The 16,922-nt window shown below is 60.3% G+C and carries 15 protein-coding genes; 8 read left to right on the forward strand and 7 right to left on the reverse strand.

What is annotated here, in order from left to right:
* Positions 1 to 24: 24 nt before the first annotated feature.
* The gene (locus tag RYC18_RS03630) at positions 25 to 2,460 is read left to right on the forward strand and encodes a TonB-dependent receptor (RefSeq protein WP_057405487.1); all 2,436 of its coding nucleotides are present in this window, start codon (positions 25 to 27) and stop codon (positions 2,458 to 2,460) included.
* 535 nt (positions 2,461 to 2,995) lie between these two features.
* Here the strand turns inward: RYC18_RS03630 and RYC18_RS03635 are convergent.
* Positions 2,996 to 3,469: a YchJ family protein gene (locus tag RYC18_RS03635; protein ID WP_004664098.1), complete on the reverse strand. Its 474-nt coding sequence runs from the start codon at positions 3,467 to 3,469 to the stop codon at positions 2,996 to 2,998.
* 3 nt (positions 3,470 to 3,472) lie between these two features.
* Entirely contained in the window at positions 3,473 to 3,970 is a 498-nt protein-coding gene (locus RYC18_RS03640) for a DUF6231 family protein (protein WP_005732254.1), read from the reverse strand.
* Positions 3,971 to 4,188: 218 nt separating this feature from the next.
* Between RYC18_RS03640 and RYC18_RS03645 the strand changes: the two genes are divergently transcribed.
* Together RYC18_RS03645 and RYC18_RS03650 are read left to right on the forward strand one after the other, a co-directional pair.
* On the forward strand, positions 4,189 to 4,464 hold the full coding sequence (locus RYC18_RS03645) for a DUF1145 domain-containing protein (protein WP_004657499.1): 276 nt from the start codon (positions 4,189 to 4,191) through the stop codon (positions 4,462 to 4,464).
* The gene (locus RYC18_RS03650; RefSeq protein WP_002554817.1) at positions 4,457 to 5,215 is read left to right on the forward strand and encodes a hypothetical protein; all 759 of its coding nucleotides are present in this window, start codon (positions 4,457 to 4,459) and stop codon (positions 5,213 to 5,215) included. Before RYC18_RS03645 ends, RYC18_RS03650 begins: the two co-directional genes overlap by 8 nt.
* A gap of 80 nt (positions 5,216 to 5,295) precedes the next feature.
* On the opposite strand, the gene RYC18_RS03655 is transcribed toward RYC18_RS03650, so the two are convergent.
* From RYC18_RS03655 to RYC18_RS03665, 3 genes are all read right to left on the reverse strand, one after another.
* A complete protein-coding gene (locus tag RYC18_RS03655; RefSeq protein WP_057405488.1) occupies positions 5,296 to 6,327 on the reverse strand; it encodes a purine-nucleoside phosphorylase in 1,032 nt (343 codons plus the stop codon).
* Between the two features lie 26 nt (positions 6,328 to 6,353).
* Complete coding sequence (locus tag RYC18_RS03660; RefSeq protein WP_369812041.1) at positions 6,354 to 7,262, reverse strand: nucleoside-specific channel-forming protein Tsx; 909 nt, start codon at positions 7,260 to 7,262, stop codon at positions 6,354 to 6,356.
* Between the two features lie 228 nt (positions 7,263 to 7,490).
* Positions 7,491 to 7,955 (reverse strand): CopD family protein, encoded by a 465-nt coding sequence (locus tag RYC18_RS03665; protein WP_057405490.1) that lies wholly within the window; start codon positions 7,953 to 7,955, stop codon positions 7,491 to 7,493.
* A 107-nt stretch (positions 7,956 to 8,062) separates the two neighbouring features.
* On the opposite strand from RYC18_RS03665, the gene dinG reads away from it, so the two are divergent.
* The 5 genes from dinG to RYC18_RS03690 all read left to right on the forward strand — a co-directional run bounded on the left by dinG (position 8,063) and on the right by RYC18_RS03690 (position 14,322).
* Entirely contained in the window at positions 8,063 to 10,207 is a 2,145-nt protein-coding gene (gene dinG, locus RYC18_RS03670) for an ATP-dependent DNA helicase DinG (protein WP_002554813.1), read from the forward strand.
* A gap of 111 nt (positions 10,208 to 10,318) precedes the next feature.
* A complete protein-coding gene (locus tag RYC18_RS03675) occupies positions 10,319 to 11,467 on the forward strand; it encodes a serine hydrolase domain-containing protein (protein WP_046835229.1) in 1,149 nt (382 codons plus the stop codon).
* A gap of 153 nt (positions 11,468 to 11,620) precedes the next feature.
* Positions 11,621 to 12,766: an OmpA family protein gene (locus RYC18_RS03680; protein WP_057405492.1), complete on the forward strand. Its 1,146-nt coding sequence runs from the start codon at positions 11,621 to 11,623 to the stop codon at positions 12,764 to 12,766.
* 296 nt (positions 12,767 to 13,062) lie between these two features.
* Positions 13,063 to 13,710: a pyridoxamine 5'-phosphate oxidase gene (gene pdxH, locus RYC18_RS03685; RefSeq protein WP_316883312.1), complete on the forward strand. Its 648-nt coding sequence runs from the start codon at positions 13,063 to 13,065 to the stop codon at positions 13,708 to 13,710.
* A gap of 147 nt (positions 13,711 to 13,857) precedes the next feature.
* Positions 13,858 to 14,322, forward strand: coding sequence for a glycine zipper 2TM domain-containing protein (locus tag RYC18_RS03690; RefSeq protein ID WP_004657512.1), 465 nt, complete (start codon positions 13,858 to 13,860; stop codon positions 14,320 to 14,322).
* A 185-nt stretch (positions 14,323 to 14,507) separates the two neighbouring features.
* On the opposite strand, the gene RYC18_RS03695 is transcribed toward RYC18_RS03690, so the two are convergent.
* On the reverse strand, positions 14,508 to 16,121 hold the full coding sequence (locus RYC18_RS03695; protein WP_002554809.1) for an NAD(P)/FAD-dependent oxidoreductase: 1,614 nt from the start codon (positions 16,119 to 16,121) through the stop codon (positions 14,508 to 14,510).
* 96 nt (positions 16,122 to 16,217) lie between these two features.
* Positions 16,218 to 16,898, reverse strand: coding sequence for a COG3650 family protein (locus tag RYC18_RS03700; protein WP_002554808.1), 681 nt, complete (start codon positions 16,896 to 16,898; stop codon positions 16,218 to 16,220).
* Positions 16,899 to 16,922: the final 24 nt, after the last annotated feature.

The raw sequence follows: 16,922 nt of genomic DNA on the forward strand, positions 1-16,922 counted from the left end.
AAATATTCCATCAGGAGTTGCCCGATGTCCCGTTCGTTAGACACCCTTCTGCGTCCCAGTCTGTTGGCCGTGGCGATTGCACTGTGCACGCCTCTGGCCAGCCCGCTGCTGATGGCCGCGCAGCAGGCCAGCGTGGTTGCCTATGACCTGCCTGCAGGCCCTCTGGCGACCACGCTGAACCAGATTTCCAGCCAGGGTGGTCTGGCATTGAGCCTCGATCCTGCGCTGGTTGCTGGCAAAACAAGCGCGGCGGTGAAGGGGAATTTCGACGCTGCGACAGCCTTGCGTGAGGCGTTGCGTGGCAGCGGCCTGCAACTGGTGCAGAGCAGCGCCGGGACCTACACGCTGATGGTCATGGAACAAAACGCCTTGAACCTGTCGGATGTGAACATCAATGCCAACAGCGCGCCCGCCGAAGGTTCGGAAGCAGCCGGTTATCGCAGTGAGAACATCAGCAGTGTCGGTGCACTGGGCGGCATGAAACTGCAGGACGCGCCTTATTCCATCAGCGTGACGCCTCAGGCTCTACTGAAAAACATTCAGGCCACCTCGCTGGACGATGTTATCAAGCACAACCCATTCACCCAGATGTACTCGCCGACCAGCGCCGGTTATGCCAGCGCCGTCAACATTCGTGGTTTCAGCAGCGCGGGCAGCCTGAACATCGCCAATGACGGCTTGCGCTTTACCAATGGTGCTGATGGCAGCAACTACATTGAAGAGATGGAACAGCTGGAAGTCATCACCGGCCTGACCGGTTTCCTGTATGGCCCGGCCTCGCCAGGCGGGCTGGTCAACTACGTCATCAAGCGCCCCACTTACGAACGCTATAACAGCGTCACGCTGGGCAATGCCGGTGGCGAAAACTACTACCTGCATGGCGATTTCGGCGGGCCGATCGACAGCGAAGGCAAGTTTGCCTATCGCCTGAACGTGTTGACTCAGGATGGCGAAACCGCTGTCGACATGAACAAGCGTCGTCGCGAAATGATTTCCCTGGCGCTGGACTGGAACGTCTCCGACGACCTGCTGGTGCAGTTCGACGCTTCACACAAAAAGACCGAAATTCGCGGCCTGACCAGCTATTGGTACTTTGGTGATCAGTCGTTACGCCCAAGCGCAGCCTCACTGGACAACGACAAACTCTACAGCCAGAAGTGGTCGTTTTCCGATTATGAATCCGACAAGGCGGGCGTACGCGCCAAATGGCGCTTGAACGATACATTCACCTTGCGCGCGGCCTTTGCAGCCCAGCAGTACACTTCGGAAAACACCTACACCGGGCCGACGGTTTACAGCGCGGGTCTGTATTCGCAGCCGTTGTACGCCTTCGCACCGATCGAAACCGAAGAAAAGACCGGCTCGCTGTTTCTGGATGCAGCATTCGATACCGGCTTTCTCGGCCACAAAGTCACGATGGGGTACCAGGGCAATACATCTCGCCAGAAGCAGTACGAAGACCACATCCCGTACACGCCTGGTCAGCCTGGTCCGCAATACACCTCGCCAGTCGGCACGATACCGCTCGACCAGACACCTCAGGTCGGCAAACCGTCGTACTCGATTGGCCACGGCAACCAGCGTCTGGCCAATAGCTCGGAGAGCAACAACTTCCTGATCGGCGACATCATCACCTTCAACGAGCAATGGTCGGCGATTCTTGGCGTGACCAACACGCAGATCAAGACTTACGCCAACGAGTTCGTTTACGCCAAGGCATTCGGCTCCGCAGAGACCGAGACCAAATACAACGAAAGCAAGACCTCGCCGAATATCTCGCTGGTCTACAAGCCACTGCCGTGGCTGACCACTTACGCCACCTATATAGAAGGTCTGCAATCCGGAGGTGTCGCCCCGAGCGGCGCAGCCAATGCCGGCCAGGCGTTCGCACCGGAAGTCAGCGAGCAATACGAGATCGGTGCCAAGGCGACGTTGGGTGAAACCCTGTTTACCCTGGCGCTTTTCAACATCGAGAAGCCCAACGGCTACACCACGGCCTCGAATATTTACGTAGTGGACGGGCGTCAGGAAAACAATGGTCTGGAGTTCAGCGTGACCGGCAAAGTCGTTCCGGAGCTGACACTGGTCGGCGGCTTTACCTTGCTGGACCCGAAGATCAAGAAAACCGGCATCGCCGCGGATGAAGGCAACGCACCGACCAACGTCGCCAAGCAACTGGCCAAGGTCTATGCCGAGTACGACATCAACCCTGTGCCTGGGCTGGCAGTAACCGGTGGAGCGTTTTATACCGGCAAGCAATACACCGACCAAAGCAACGAAAACGACCTGCCGTCCTTTACCACCTTCGACGCCGGTGCCCGCTATCGCATGCGCGTCTCGGAAAACGACCTGACACTGCGGGTCAACGTCAGCAACCTGGCCAACAAGGAATACTGGCTCAACAGCAGCTACCTGGGCGACCCGCGTACTGTAGCGTTCTCGGCGCAATTGGAGTTTTGAGCCGAACCCCAATCCACCTGATACGGCAGACCGCTGTGTGATTTAGAGCGTGGGCACGACAGTCATGCCTTGTCAGCTGGCCACTGCCACAGAAGCGCTTTTCAACCACGGTGGCACTAACGACGCAGAGTGCGACCTTAGTGACGGCTGAGTCCTGGCGCTGATCCGGGGGTAGCCTGGCAGGACGCCAGGCTAGCCGCACCGGGCCATGGATGGCCCGTTGCGGCGACCCCCGGATCAGTGTCAGGGCGAAGGAACCCGACGAAGTCGGGCCGGAAACAGGAGCGAGGGGATTTGCCTACTTTGGCCCCATCAAAGTAGGTCGCCGAGGGGCGAAAAGGTGACTCAAGTCGAGCCTGAATCTCACTGAATCGCAGAACTGTGTGACGCAGAGCGTCACGAAAGGCATTACCACGCGGAGCGTGGGAACGATATTCACCATCGTGCGACGTTCTGAACGCTCTTGATGGTGCGGCGCAGGGCTCACCCACGGCATTCCCACTCTGGAGCGTGCGGAACGATCATCTCGACTATCTCAAACCACGTAAGGCGAGCAGCATTTCTTGAATTTCTGTTCGCTGCCACACGGACACGCGTCATTGCGTCCGGCCTTGAGCGGGACCGTGGAATCGATGAAATACCAGCGGCCCTGATTCTGCACGAACGACGAGCGTTCCTTGTGGCTGTGTTCACCGTTACCGTCGTGCCAGCGGGCAGTGAAGGTCACAAAAGCATGCTCGGGCTTGCCGCCGAATACCTCAGAACTTTCTACCTCCAGCCCCAGCCATGTGCTCTGCGCGCTCCACTGGGCGATGGCCTCACGGTTCAACCCGCTTTGCTGAACAGGCAACGTCGTCTGGACCAGATAATCAGTCAGCCCCAGCACGTAGGCGCTGTAGCGCGAGCGCATCAGCTTTTCAGCGCAGGGCGCAGGCTGACCTGCGTGATAGCGACCGCAGCAGGCCAGCAACAGATCGCCGCTGCCGCACGGGCAAATAGCACTACTCATAGGTCACCACCAATACTTTCCAAAATTCTCCGGGTTGGCCCAATACTTCGCGTTCAGCCAGTCAGGCACCTGTTTGTATTCGCGCAAGTCGTAGGTGAACAGGTTCAGCACCTGCTCGTCGCGGGTGAAGCGTTCGCTGGATTGCAGGGCCAGCGAGAAAAAGTCGGTCTCCTGCCAGCCGCAGGCCTGCAAGTCGGCCAGCACCGCAATGCGGCTGGCGTTAAGGTTGCGGATACCGCCCAGCAGCTCCAGACCGGTGCGCTTGGGGATGTGCTCCAGGCAATCGACCACCAGCGCCAGGTCGAAACGTTGCGCCGCCAGATTTGCGGGCAGGGGGCCGGGTTCGGCCAGCGCCACCTCGGTCTGCGGGTGTGCTTCCTGAAAGGCTTGCAACGCAGGGAACGCCTGAGCGCCGATCAACAGCAGACGCTGGGGGGCGTAACGGTCGAGCAGGGCAGCCAGCGCTTGCTGCGGCGTGCGGGATGAGTAGCCGACGGTCATCGAAAGTCCTCTGGTTGACTGACAAGACTAGCCTGCCGGACCCGCTCTGAACAGCCGTCAGTATCAGGCGAACGCCCACAGACTGACGACAACGATCTATGCTTGATCTTTTTCAATACACTGCTGGCATATTCGGCGTACAGCACGTCTACTGTGCGGCGACGAAAAGCGCGCGCAGACTGCGCTTTCGTAACGGATCATGACAAGGGGGGCAGGCGATGAAGGTGTTTTGGGGGCTGGGAAAAATCTTGATGCTGGGCTTCTGGCTGGTAGTCCTGGCCAATGCGGTCATTGAAGCGCCCAGCCCGTTTGGCGTGATGATCGACATGGCCGGTGCCGTACTGTTGTTGACTCACTTGCTCGAACTGATCCTGTTCAACGGCAGCCTGCGCGGTCGCAGGCATCCCTGGCGCGACCGGGGCAAAATCATCCTGTTCGGCATTTTTCATGTTCAATCCATCGGCCGTTCGGCCACAGGGCACTCTCATGCGTAAGCTCGTTCTGCTGGCAGCACTGTTCAGCCCTCTGGCCATGGCTCAGGCGATTATCGTCGCGCCACACTCGCTCATGCGTCTGCCTGGCAACAGCAGCGTTCTGCAGGTCGAGCGCCTTGAAGTGGCCGACTACGGCACCCTGCTGATACCGGCCGGTATCGATGACGTGAAGATCGGCGAACTGGTGCTAGGGCACGAAGCGCGGATTGCCATCGTCCCCGGTGTACAGGCGTTCAACCTCGTCGTGGTGCATGGTGAATTCGGCACCGGCAGCCAGATCACTGCGCGAGGCGCTCCGGGTACCTTCGAGAAGCCGGCACTGCCGGGGCGCAACCTGACCCTGCGTCTACAGAGCCTGAATGCCGAACAACTGTCGATCGATGCACGCGGCGGCGCGGGCAGCCCAGGCTACGCCGGGCTCGATGGCGGCACGGGCGAAGAGCCGGGCTGTACCTGGGGCCAGGCCGGGCGTGGTTACAACGGTGATAGTGGCGGCAACGGCCACGACGGCGCAGCAGGTGCGCAGGTTCGTCTGGAGCTGCCACAGAGCTTTCCGGCCGAGCGTATCAAGGTGAATGTTGCGGGTGGCGCGGCAGGCAAGGGTGGTGAAGGCGGCAAGGCAGGCAAAGGCGGCGCTTCGAAGGGCTGCATCGTCTACCGCGCGGACGGCGGCAAGCCAGGCAGACCGGGCGAACCCGGCCTGCCTGGTGTTGCAGGGCCCGCGGGCAGTTTGATTCTGCAGCGCCTGTAATCTTCAACAGCTGTCATTCTTGAGAGGCAGCCCGGATCAGGCGCAAGGCCACGATCCGGGCAGTCATTACGGCAGCGCGCTTACTGCGGCACGCCTTTTTCCCAGTTCTTCCAGTCGCCGACAATGGCCTGCACCAGCGGATTACCGGTGCGGTACAGGTTTTCCAGTGCCGGTACGAAGGCACCCTGGTCGGCATACTTGAGCAAATTGTCCACTTCGCTGTAACCCGGATACGGACGGTCGAAATCGGAACCTGCGCGCACCACGGCCAGCCGGTTGACGTCTACCTTGCCTGCCTTGCTGGCTCGCAACAGGGCTTCGTACGTAGAGTTGTCCTCCTGCTGGGTGGTGCAATACACGCCTTTGCCGTCGGTCAGCAGCTTGGTCCAGACTTCCGCCCGCTCACTCAGACGCGTTCCGGAAAACCACGTGTTGCCCGCCAGCGTATCGCACTGCGTCACCTGCGGCGGCTGATTGGCCGGGGCGTAAGGGTACTTGACGCGCCAGGCGGCAGATTCCTTGCTCTCGCTGAGCGTCACTTTTTGCGACAGGGCGAAGGCCTTGGCCTGAAGTTTGGGGTTCAGCTCGAAGACTTCAGTCTTGTAGTCCAGCGGCGGCTTTTCGTTCGGACCCTTAGTGTTGATACCCAGGTAACCGGTCGGCCATTCCTTGGGCACGTCGCGCGAATCGATTTCCCACTGCGTGCCGAATTCCACCAGATAATGCGCCCAGGCCGTGGTGCCGAGTGTGCCGTGGTGCGGGTTGATGCCGGCAATGCCCGCGACGATGAAGTAAGTCTTGCGCAGGTCGAATTGCGGCGACAGGGCCAGGGCCAGAGTCGATGCTGCGGCATTGGTCTGACCCATGCCGGTGACCAGCAGGCAGACGTCCTGATCATTGCAGCGGATGGCCGGGTACTCGGCGGCAAGGCCGGGCACCTGGATCTCCTTGGTCAGATGCAGCCGGTCGATCCAGTTCTGCGCTTCGGGCGCAAACATGGCGACCAGCATGACCTTGGGCGTGACTGGCGTAACCGGCGCGGTGGCTGCCCAGAGGGCAGGGCTAAGCAGGGCCAGTGTGGCGCCAAGTGTATTGCGGGTGATGTGTTTCATGAAAACTCCTGTCGTCATAATCAGTTTCAGAACTGGTAACCCACGCCTGCGTAATATCCCCAGCCGTCGGAGCGCGCGCGGAAGTTGCCTTCGCCGAAGTTCAGCTCGCTGCCGTCCTGCCAGTTGCCGCCGTTGTGGAAGTAACGACCCACCAGGGTGAAGCGCAGGTGCGTGAAGGCGTAAAGCAGCACGTTGGTGGCGACTGTGGAGTTGCCAGTGCGTGCCGGATCGTTCTTGAGGTCCGAACCGAAATCGAAGTTGGTGAAGCCGATGTACGTCAGCGAAGCGCCGTTGTCGAATTTGCTGATCGGTACGATGTATTTGAGCTGGGCGCGATAGCCATCCCACGAGTACTCATTGCTGGCACCGTAGTTCTCCCACTGGTAGCGGCCATAGAAGTTGGCCGACAGATTGACCCGCGAGTGGGTGTCGATGTCAGTGCCAAGGCCGCTGTACAGGGTGTTTGCACGGTTGGCCGAGTTGCTGCCGTGATCGTAGATCCAGTCAAAGGCGACGTACCATTCCTTGAACGGCCCGACGGCCAGACTGCGCCCGGCCAGATAGTCGATGGAGATACGTGGCTCGTGCTCCATGAACAATGGCGAGCCATGATCCCAGACGCCTTTGTCATTATCATTGCCGATGCCGAGGATCTTCGGCACGTCGACATAGCCATAGAGCTCAAACGGCCCCTTGCGGCCGAAGTACTCATACTCCAGATAAATGTCATCGTTGGGCTTGGGGCCGAAGCTGATGTCCTTGCTGCCGATCAGCGTCAGGTCCTGGTTGAACCAGTCTGAAAAGTACGCGCCTTTGCCTTCCTTGGGCGAGGCGGGCGGGCTGAGTGCTTCGCCTTGAGCCGAGTCTTCGGCGGCGGGCTGTGCCAGGACGCTGGTGCATGGCAACGCCGCAGCGGCGGCGAACAACAGAGGCATGAGGAATCTTGAGGGCGTTGCGGATCGAGTGAATGGCGGCTGTGGCATTGAAGCTCCTTTTCGTGGGCGCGTACTGCTGATCGCAAACGTTTGCACAGCCCATGCCAAAGTGTTTCAAGATGTTGAATGGCTTGAATATCAGGCACAGAAGATGACCGAACGGGCAGGAAACTGCCCGCAAGCTGTGCGCGGTGTCACCGCCAGTGCCCCGCGATGTTCCGTTTTGCCTCAAAGGCCCGGACGGGCGGCTGCCAATGTCACCACTGCCAGGCCAATAATCAGGTTGATTCCGACCAGCCGGCGAATGTGACCGAGTGCTGCTGCGCCTTCGGCCCATTGTTCGGCGTCCACGGCGCGACGCAACTCCGGCAACTGCAATGAATGGATACGCAGGAACAGCGCAACCATCACCACGTACAGGCCCATCATGATCTGCACATAGCGCGGCGCAGTTTCAAAGCCGGTGAAGTTCAGCTGGATCATGCCGATGCCGGTAATCGGCAGCAGCACCACGGCTGCCCAGACCCAGACGAAGAAGCGTGGAAACACCTGGACCCACACTTTCAAGCGAGAAGGGCCTTCAAGTGCTGCAATGACTGCTGGACGCAAGACCATCCAGGCGAAAAACATCCCGCCAACCCATACCAGGGCAGCCAGCAGATGCAGCGTATAGACAGTAGAAAAAGCGGTCATCGGACACTCCGTTCTGCGCGGATGGATTTAGCGCGCTATGATAGCGCCCACTCAGAACTACTGAAAATTTATCCAGCCTTTTTAGCCGTGCCCCCGAACCGAAGCCAATGATCAGTACCGAACTCAAAACCCAGATCCAGGGCGCCTACTCGCGTTTCCTCGAAGCCAAGAGCCTCAAGCCACGCTATGGCCAGCGATTGATGATCGCTGAAGTTGCCAAGGTGCTGGGGGACATTGACACCGATGAAGAGGGCCGTCGTTCGGGCGATCCTGCGGTAGTGGCGGTCGAGGCCGGGACGGGCACCGGCAAGACCGTGGCGTATGCCATTGCGTCGATCCCCACCGCCAAGGCGGCAGGCAAGCGGCTGGTAATCGCCACCGCGACCGTCGCCTTGCAGGAGCAGATCGTCTACAAGGACCTGCCGGACCTGATGCGCAACAGCGGTCTGAATTTTACCTTCGCGCTGGCCAAGGGCCGCGGCCGTTACATGTGCCTGTCGAAACTGGACGCGTTGCTGCAGGAGAGCGACGCGACCAACGCGACTGCGCAGCTTTTCGAGGAAGAAGGCTTCAAGATCGAGGTCGATGAAGCCAGTCAGAAGCTGTTCACCAGCATGCTGCAGAAGCTGGCGGGCAATAAGTGGGACGGTGATCGCGACAGCTGGCCTCAGGAACTCGCCGATCAGGACTGGGCGCGGCTGACCACCGATCACAGCCAGTGCACCAACCGGCATTGCCCCAACTTTCAACAGTGTGCCTTCTATAAGGCGCGCGAAGGCATGGGTAAGGTTGACGTGATTGTCACCAACCATGACATGGTGCTGGCGGACCTCGCGCTGGGCGGCGGCGCCGTGCTGCCCGACCCGCGTGACACGCTGTACGTGTTCGACGAAGGCCATCACCTGCCCGACAAGGCCATCGGCCACTTCGCTCATTACACCCGACTGAAGTCCACCGCTGACTGGCTTGAACAGACAGCCAAGAACCTCGCCAAGCTGCTGGCCCAACACCCGCTGCCCGGCGATCTGGGCAAGCTGATCGAGCAGGTGCCGGAGCTGGCCCGCGAGATCAAGGGGCATCAGCAGTTCATGTTCGGTGCCTGCGAGCAACTGGCAGATTTCCGCGCCGGTGAAGACATGCAGGGTCGCGAGCGGCCCCGTCACCGCTTTGTCGGCGGCGTGATCCCCGAGCACATCCGCGAGATGGGCATCGAGCTCAAGAAGGGCTTTGCGCGCCTGGACGATCTGTTCACGCGCCTGACCGAGCTGCTCAAGGAAGGCATGGATGGCGAAGTCAACATCGGTATCGCCAGCCATCAGGCTGAAGAGTGGTACCCGCTGTTCGGCAGCCTGCTGGCCCGCGCCCACGGTAACTGGGAACTGTGGACCGCCTTTACCGCCGAAGACCCGGAAGACAGCCCGCCCATGGCGCGCTGGCTGACCCTGGCCGACAGCGGTGCAATGTTCGATATCGAGGTCAATGCCAGCCCGATCCTGGCGGCGGAAATGCTGCGTCGCAACTTGTGGAACATCGCCTATGGGGCGCTGGTGACTTCAGCGACCCTGACCGCGCTGGGCAAGTTTGATCGTTACCGCATGCGTGCCGGCCTGCCCAAAGGGGCGGTGACCGCCGTGGTGCCAAGCCCGTTCCATCACGCCGATGCCGGTGTGCTGCGCGTGCCGGACCTCAAGGCCGACCCGCGTGACTCGGTGGCCCATACCGCAGCGATCATTCGTGACCTGCCCGGGCTGGTGGAAGGTTCGCGAGGCACGCTGGTGCTGTATTCGTCGCGCAAGCAGATGCAGGACGTTTTCGACGGCCTGGACCGTGACTGGCGCAAGCAGGTGTTCATCCAGGGCAACCTGTCCAAGCAGGAAACCCTCAACAAGCACAAGGCCCGCGTCGACAGCGGCGAGTCCAGCGTACTGTTCGGACTGGCCAGCTTCGCCGAGGGTGTGGACTTGCCCGGTGCGTACTGCGAGCACGTGGTCATCGCCAAGATTCCGTTCGCGGTGCCGGATGACCCGGTCGAGGCCGCTCTGGCCGAGTGGATCGAAGCGCGTGGTGGCAACCCGTTCATGGAGATCGCCGTGCCGGATGCCTCTTTGCGTCTGGTACAGGCCTGTGGCCGCTTGCTGCGTACCGAAGAGGACCGCGGCACTATCACGTTGCTGGACCGACGTGTCGTCACCCAGCGTTACGGCAAGGCGATTCTCAACGCATTGCCGCCGTTTCGCCGCGAGATTTCCTGAATAACAGCTGTCGGTTGACTCGGGTCTGTTCCCAAAGCGCCCGATCGCTGGAACAATATGCGCCCATTCGGCCTGTCATCAGGCCCAGTACCGTCAGTCAGGAGTCAGCCGTTGCAGATCCAGGGTCATTACGAACTTCAATTCGAAGCAGTACGTGAAGCCTTTGCGGCGCTCTTTGACGACCCTCAGGAGCGCGGCGCTGCCTTGTGCATTCAGGTCGGCGGCCAGACCGTCATCGATCTGTGGGCGGGCACGGCCGACAAGGACGGTGCCGAGGCGTGGCACACCGACACCATTCTCAACCTGTTCTCCTGCACCAAGACCTTTACCAGCGTGGCGGTATTGCAGCTGGTTGAAGAAGGCAAGTTGAAGCTGGACGAACCCGTCGCCAGGCTCTGGCCCGAATTCGCCGCGGCGGGCAAGGCATCGATCACTTTGCGTCAGCTGCTCTGCCATCAGGCCGGTTTGCCTGCGCTGCGCGAGCAATTGCCTGCCGAAGCGCTTTACCAGTGGGACACCATGACGGCGGCGCTGGCGGCCGAAGAACCTTGGTGGACGCCGGGGCAGGGTCACGGTTACGCGGCAATCACCTATGGCTGGCTGGTGGGCGAGATGCTGCGTCGGGCCGACGGTCGAGGCCCTGGGGAATCCATTGCCGCGCGTATTTCTCGCCCGCTGGGGCTGGATTTTCATGTGGGCCTGGCTGATGACCAGTTTCATCGTGTCGCCCATATCGCGCGCGGCAAAGGCAATGCCGGTGACGACGCTGCCCAGCGCGTGTTGCAGGCGACGATGCGTGAGCCCGCCTCCATCACTGCCAAGGCGTTCACTAATCCGCCGTCGATCATGACCAGCACCAACAAACCCGAATGGCGCCGCATGCAGCAACCGGCGGCCAACGGCCACGGCAATGCGCGCAGTCTTGCCGGTTTCTATAACGGTTTGCTGGATGGCAGCCTGCTTGAAGCAGACATGCTCAACGAGCTGACCCGTGAGCACAGCCTCGGTCAGGACAGGACTCTGCTGACCTCGACCCGCTTGGGCCTGGGCTGCATGCTTGACCAACCGACCGTTGCCAATGCGACCTATGGTCTTGGTCCCAAGGCGTTTGGCCATCCCGGGGCAGGCGGTTCGGTCGGGTTCGCCGATCCTGATTACGAGGTTGCTTTTGGCTTCGTCACCAACACCTTGGGTCCGTACATTCTGATGGACCCACGTGCGCAGAAACTGGTCGGGATCCTGCGTGAGTGTTTGCAGTAAGTATCGGCCATAAGTGCTTGTTTCATACCGACTGTCAGTTAAATGGCTGTAACAGGAACCGTACGACGGTTTCTTTTTCCAACTGCATCTTTATGCATGTTATACCGGCGTAGTCACGTCCTTCTGTCTGATCAAAACCGTTGCGGGTTATCCATGTCGTCTAATAAAAGCCTCGTTCTCGCCCTGTGTATCGCCGTTACCGGCTGTGCTCAAACCCCTCAATCCGACTCTGCTGCAACCGGAGGCCATTGGTGGCAGTTCGGTTCAGGCAGCGAGTCTGCTGATGCAGGTACTGCTGCAAAGGCTCCGGCACCAAGCCCGGCACCTGCTCCGGTCGCCAAGGCCGCTGCAGCACCGGCAGCACCTGCGGCTGGCGCTGAAAACAGCGCGCCTTGGTACTGGCCGTTCGGCTCGAAAGATAACGCGCAGGTCAAACCTGATGCCGTGGCCGACAAGCCTGTCGACAAGCCGGCTGCGCCTGCCTTGGTAGCCAAGTCGGAAACCGACAGCAAGTGGTGGTGGCCGTTCGGTAGCGAGGGCAAGAAGGACGAGCCTAAAGCGCTGCCGATGCCTGATCCGAAAGTGACCCAGGCCTGGCTGGACGAGTACGAGCCGCGTCTGCGCGCTGCAATCAAGGACAGCCCGTTCCAGCTGGAGCGTCGCGAAGACCTGCTGGCAATCACTGCACCGGTCGACAGCTCGTTCAACCCTGACCGTCCTGCGATGCTGCTGCCCAACACGCTGGGCCCGATCACGCGACTGGCCAAGGTGGTCGAAGGCGATCAGAAAACTGCCGTGCTGATTCTCGGTCATGCCGACACTTCGGGTCCTACCGAAGCCAACCAGAAGATCAGCCAGGAACGCGCGCAGTCTGTTGCCGCGATTTTCCGTCTCAGTGGCCTGGAGCGTAATCGTCTGAGCCAGCGTGGGATGGGTGCCGTGATGCCACGTGCCGCCAACGACAGCCTGCAAGGCCGTGCACTCAACCGTCGTGTTGAAATCCTCATGACGCCGCAGGACACCATGCGCGCGCTGATGGCCCGTTATGCGTTGCCGCCGGTTGCTCCAGTCATGGTTGCCACCCAGGACGTCAAGCCAGTAGCGCCAGCACCTGCTGCCGCGCCTGCCAAGAAAGCCGCCGTGGCGAAGAAAGACACTGCCAAGAAAGCGCCGGCCAAGGCCAGCGCTGCCAAAAAGGCCGCGCCTGCCAAGACCACCGCAGCAGCTAAAAAACCGGCAGCGACCAAGGCCCCGGCCAAGGCGCCCGCCAAGAAAGATGACAGCCAGGCCAGCAACTGAGGCCTGGTTACCTCACGACTTTCGTCTCCACGCTCCGCGCTTTGCGTTGTGCACAAGTCCTGAATAGCCTGAAAAACAAGGCTTTCAGGCTTCTGCCCGGAGGGCGTGGGAGCGAACTTGTTCGCGAAAAGGTCGGTACAGTCTCCGAAACGTATCGTCTGAATCACCGTCTTCGCGAACAAGTTCGCTCCCACGGCCTTCGGCCAGAATCAAAAACGAATGTGTGATAACGGCGAGCGCCGAGCCTCGTAACGAGAGTTAGCTAACGTTCATGATATCTGCGCAGGAATGAAACCATGACTCAGACCCTGGCCGACATGCGCCGTGATTACACCCGCGACGGGTTGACCGAAGCGCAATCACCGGACGAGCCCTTCGCGCTCTTCCATACCTGGTTGGACGACGCTGTAAAGACCGAACAACCACCTGTCGAGGCCAATGCCATGACCCTGGCAACGGTTGATGAGCAAGGACGTCCGCATTGCCGTGTCTTGCTGCTCAAGGGGCTGGACACGCAGGGTTTCACGTTCTTCACTAACTACGAAAGCGCCAAGGGCCAGCAACTGGCTGCACGTCCATTCGCGGCCATGACGTTCTTCTGGCCAACGCTGGAGCGTCAGGTGCGTATCGAAGGTCGGGTCGAGAAAGTCAGCGCTCAGGAGTCCGATGCTTATTACCAGGTGCGTCCTCTGGGCAGCCGTTTGGGGGCATGGGCCTCACCCCAAAGTCGCGTGATCGCAGATCGTGACGAGCTGGAAGGTCTGATCAGACAGACGGAACAACGCTTTGCAGACACCCAGCCACACTGCCCCGAGCACTGGGGGGGCTACCGCCTTTTGCCTGAGCGAATCGAGTTTTGGCAGGGTCGCTCCAGTCGACTTCATGACCGTTTGAACTATCGTTCGGTAGACGGCAGGTGGACGCGCGAGCGCCTTGCGCCCTGATTGAATTATTCGTCCGGGCCATCGTCTGAGCGTTATGCAGGTGGGCCGCTGTATGCCGCCTGAATGAACTTAAATTGCAGGATCGGGGCCGTGACAGCACCTTTGTCAGGTAGTCTAATGGCCACTGATTCTTCTGGAGATTCCCTTATGCGCAAGTCCGCTCTTCTGGTTGCTTCGTTCACTGCCATGGCATTGATGCTGGGCGGCTGTGCCTCAAACCTGACCGGTGATTCCTATTCCCGCGATGAGGCCAGGACCGTACAGACCGTCCGCATGGGCACTATCGAATCCTTGCGTCCGGTTAAAATCGAAGGCACCAAGACTCCGATTGGCGGGGCTGCGGGTGCGGTCGTCGGCGGCGTAGGTGGCAGCGCTATCGGTGGCGGTCGCGGCAGCATCGTGGCTGCGGTAATCGGCGCGGTGGCCGGTGGTCTGCTGGGTTCAGCGACCGAAGAAGGCCTGACCCGTACGCAGGGTGTTGAAATCACCGTGCGTGAAGATGACGGCAGCATGCGTGCCTATGTGCAGCAGGTTCAGGAAAACGAGATTTTCCGTGTCGGCGAGCGCGTACGCATCATGAGTGTCAACGGCACAAGCCGCGTCACTCACTGATTTGCAGCACCGCACAGCAAAACCCCGAGCCGCAATGCTCGGGGTTTTTTATTGCCAGGCGTGAATATCGTGTCAATGCTCACGAATACGATGTATCGAACGCCCTATTTCCTGGGGGTGTCGCGGCCTCTTCGCGAGCAAGCTCGCTCCCACAAGACTTATGTATAACGATGGTCATTCTGAGGTCAGCCCTCAATCCCCAGCATGTCCCGCACCAATGCTTCGGCAACCCGAATGCCGTCTACGCCAGCCGAGAGAATCCCGCCCGCATAGCCAGCGCCTTCACCGGCCGGGTAAAGGCCTTTGGTGTTCAGGCTTTGCAGGGTCGGTCCGCGGGTAATGCGCAGCGGGGCCGAGGTACGGGTTTCGATGCCGGTCAGCACCGCATCGTGCAGCGAGAAGCCTTTGATCTGCTTGTCGAACGCAGGCAATGCTTCACGAATGGCTTCAATGGCAAAGGCGGGCAGGGCGTCGGCCAGGTCCACCAGTTTCACGCCCGGCTTGTATGAGGGCTCAACGCTGCCCAGTGCTGTCGAGGCCCTGCCAGCGATAAAGTCGCCGACCAACTGCGCCGGCGCTTCATAACTGCTGCCGCCGAGCAGATACGCATGAGACTCCAGGCGTTCCTGCAACTCGATACCGGCCAGCGGGCTGCCGGGGAAATCCTGTTCCGGAGAAATACCGACCACAATGCCCGAGTTGGCATTACGCTCGTTGCGCGAATACTGGCTCATGCCATTGGTGACCACGCGCCCCGGCTCTGAAGTGGCGGCTACGACAGTGCCACCAGGGCACATGCAGAAACTGTAGACCGAGCGACCGTTGCTGGCGTGGTGCACCAGTTTGTAGTCAGCTGCGCCCAGCTTCGGGTGCCCGGCGTATTTGCCCAGCCGCGCGCGGTCGATCAGCGACTGCGGGTGCTCGATACGGAAACCCACCGAAAACGGCTTGGCTTCCATGAACACGCCACGGCCATGCAGCATGCGGAAGGTGTCGCGGGCACTGTGGCCCAGCGCCAGAATGACGTGCCGGGATTCGATCTGCTCGCCACTGTCGAGCTGGACGCCCAGCAATTGGCCGTCCTCGATCATCAGGTCGGTCACGCGCTGCTGAAAGCGCACTTCGCCGCCCAGCGCTTCTATCTGATGGCGCATGTTCTCGACCACGCCGGTCAGGCGGAACGTGCCGATATGCGGCTTGCTGACGTAGAGGATTTCTTCCGGTGCACCGGCTTTCACGAACTCGTGCAGCACCTTGCGGCCAATAAACTTCGGGTCCTTGATCTGGCTGTAAAGCTTGCCGTCGGAAAAGGTCCCGGCACCGCCTTCACCGAACTGCACGTTGGACTCGGGGTTGAGCACGTTTTTGCGCCACAGCGCCCAGGTATCCTTGGTGCGCTGGCGCACCTCGGTACCACGCTCAAGGATGATCGGCTTGAAGCCCATCTGCGCCAGCAGCAGCCCGGCAAAGATACCGCATGGGCCGAAACCCACGACGATCGGGCGCTCTGTCAGCCCCTCGGGAGCATGACCAACCACTTTATAGCTGACATCAGGTGCAGGGCCGACGTGGCGGTCATCGCCCAGTTTGCGCAGCAGTGCCTGTTCATCACTGACCTGAAAGTCGATGGTGTAGATAAAGCACAGCTCGGATGACTTTTTGCGCGCGTCGTAACTGCGTTTGAAGAGTGTAAAGTCCAGCAGTTCGCTGCTGTCGATGCCCAGGCGCTGCAAGAGTGCAACGCGCAGGTCTTCTTCCGGGTGATCGATCGGCAGCTTGAGTTCGGTGATTCGTAACATTAAGGGGTCCAGTTTTCGGGCCGCAGGTTCAGCCCGACAGCACTACAAGACCGGCGATTATAAGCGCTGAACCCCTTTGGCGGCGAGCCTGCCTGATCACTCGTCGCGCGAACCGCCATAATAACCGCAGCCACGCTGGGCCTGGCCGTTGATACGCAGTTCGGCCGTCAGGTGTTGTACCGAGCCATTGACGCTGTCAACGCAGCGTTGTGGCGCCACCCAGATCTCGATGCGCTGGTTGTTGGCTTCGCTGCTGACGCTGAAGCTGCCGTCGGGCAGTTTCTCTTCCACGTAAGGCAAGGCAAGCGGTGCAAGACCTTCGCGCTCCAGCACCATGCCCTTGCCACTGACGTTGACGTTCCAGGCGGGTTTATTGCCATTGACGTGCAAGGTCAGACGTTTGAAATTGGCGTCTTCACAGGCCTGGCCGGGACGCTCGACGCGGTACAGCTGATGCAGGTCCAGCTGACCATCGCTGTTGGCCGCTTTGCTCGCAGCAAAGTTACCGCGCAGATCGGCGAATACCGTGCCCTTGCTGTCTGCCAGTGAAGCAGCTTCCTGCAAGATGCCGGTATTGCCGCGATCCTTGACCACATAGCGCCGCTGCTCGTTGCACGGTTTGAACAGCAACTGGCCATTGCTGCCCGTCAGGTCGCCCTGCATACGGAGCATGCCTGCCGTGGAAACCTTGGGTTCCTCGGTCTGTTTGCCGAGCAGTTGGCACCCGGCGAACAGTGGCAGAAGGGCAAATACGAGGACGGAACGGGCAGCAAACATGGTGTGGTCTCCAGACAAGTGTCG

It is taken from the genome of Pseudomonas syringae group sp. 247E2, assembly GCF_032587795.1.
Taxonomy (GTDB): domain Bacteria; phylum Pseudomonadota; class Gammaproteobacteria; order Pseudomonadales; family Pseudomonadaceae; genus Aquipseudomonas; species Aquipseudomonas amygdali.

Coding starts and splice junctions, on each gene's coding strand:
- RYC18_RS03680 (WP_057405492.1), top strand. CDS start 11,621: ATGTCGTCTAATAAAAGCCTCGTTCTCGCCCTGTGTATCGCCGTTACC.
- RYC18_RS03655 (WP_057405488.1), bottom strand. CDS start 6,327: ATGAAACACATCACCCGCAATACACTTGGCGCCACACTGGCCCTGCTT.
- RYC18_RS03640 (WP_005732254.1), bottom strand. CDS start 3,970: ATGACCGTCGGCTACTCATCCCGCACGCCGCAGCAAGCGCTGGCTGCC.
- RYC18_RS03695 (WP_002554809.1), bottom strand. CDS start 16,121: ATGTTACGAATCACCGAACTCAAGCTGCCGATCGATCACCCGGAAGAA.
- RYC18_RS03635 (WP_004664098.1), bottom strand. CDS start 3,469: ATGAGTAGTGCTATTTGCCCGTGCGGCAGCGGCGATCTGTTGCTGGCC.
- RYC18_RS03700 (WP_002554808.1), bottom strand. CDS start 16,898: ATGTTTGCTGCCCGTTCCGTCCTCGTATTTGCCCTTCTGCCACTGTTC.
- RYC18_RS03665 (WP_057405490.1), bottom strand. CDS start 7,955: ATGACCGCTTTTTCTACTGTCTATACGCTGCATCTGCTGGCTGCCCTG.
- dinG (WP_002554813.1), top strand. CDS start 8,063: ATGATCAGTACCGAACTCAAAACCCAGATCCAGGGCGCCTACTCGCGT.
- RYC18_RS03690 (WP_004657512.1), top strand. CDS start 13,858: ATGCGCAAGTCCGCTCTTCTGGTTGCTTCGTTCACTGCCATGGCATTG.
- RYC18_RS03650 (WP_002554817.1), top strand. CDS start 4,457: ATGCGTAAGCTCGTTCTGCTGGCAGCACTGTTCAGCCCTCTGGCCATG.
- RYC18_RS03630 (WP_057405487.1), top strand. CDS start 25: ATGTCCCGTTCGTTAGACACCCTTCTGCGTCCCAGTCTGTTGGCCGTG.
- pdxH (WP_316883312.1), top strand. CDS start 13,063: ATGACTCAGACCCTGGCCGACATGCGCCGTGATTACACCCGCGACGGG.
- RYC18_RS03645 (WP_004657499.1), top strand. CDS start 4,189: ATGAAGGTGTTTTGGGGGCTGGGAAAAATCTTGATGCTGGGCTTCTGG.
- RYC18_RS03660 (WP_369812041.1), bottom strand. CDS start 7,262: ATGCCTCTGTTGTTCGCCGCCGCTGCGGCGTTGCCATGCACCAGCGTC.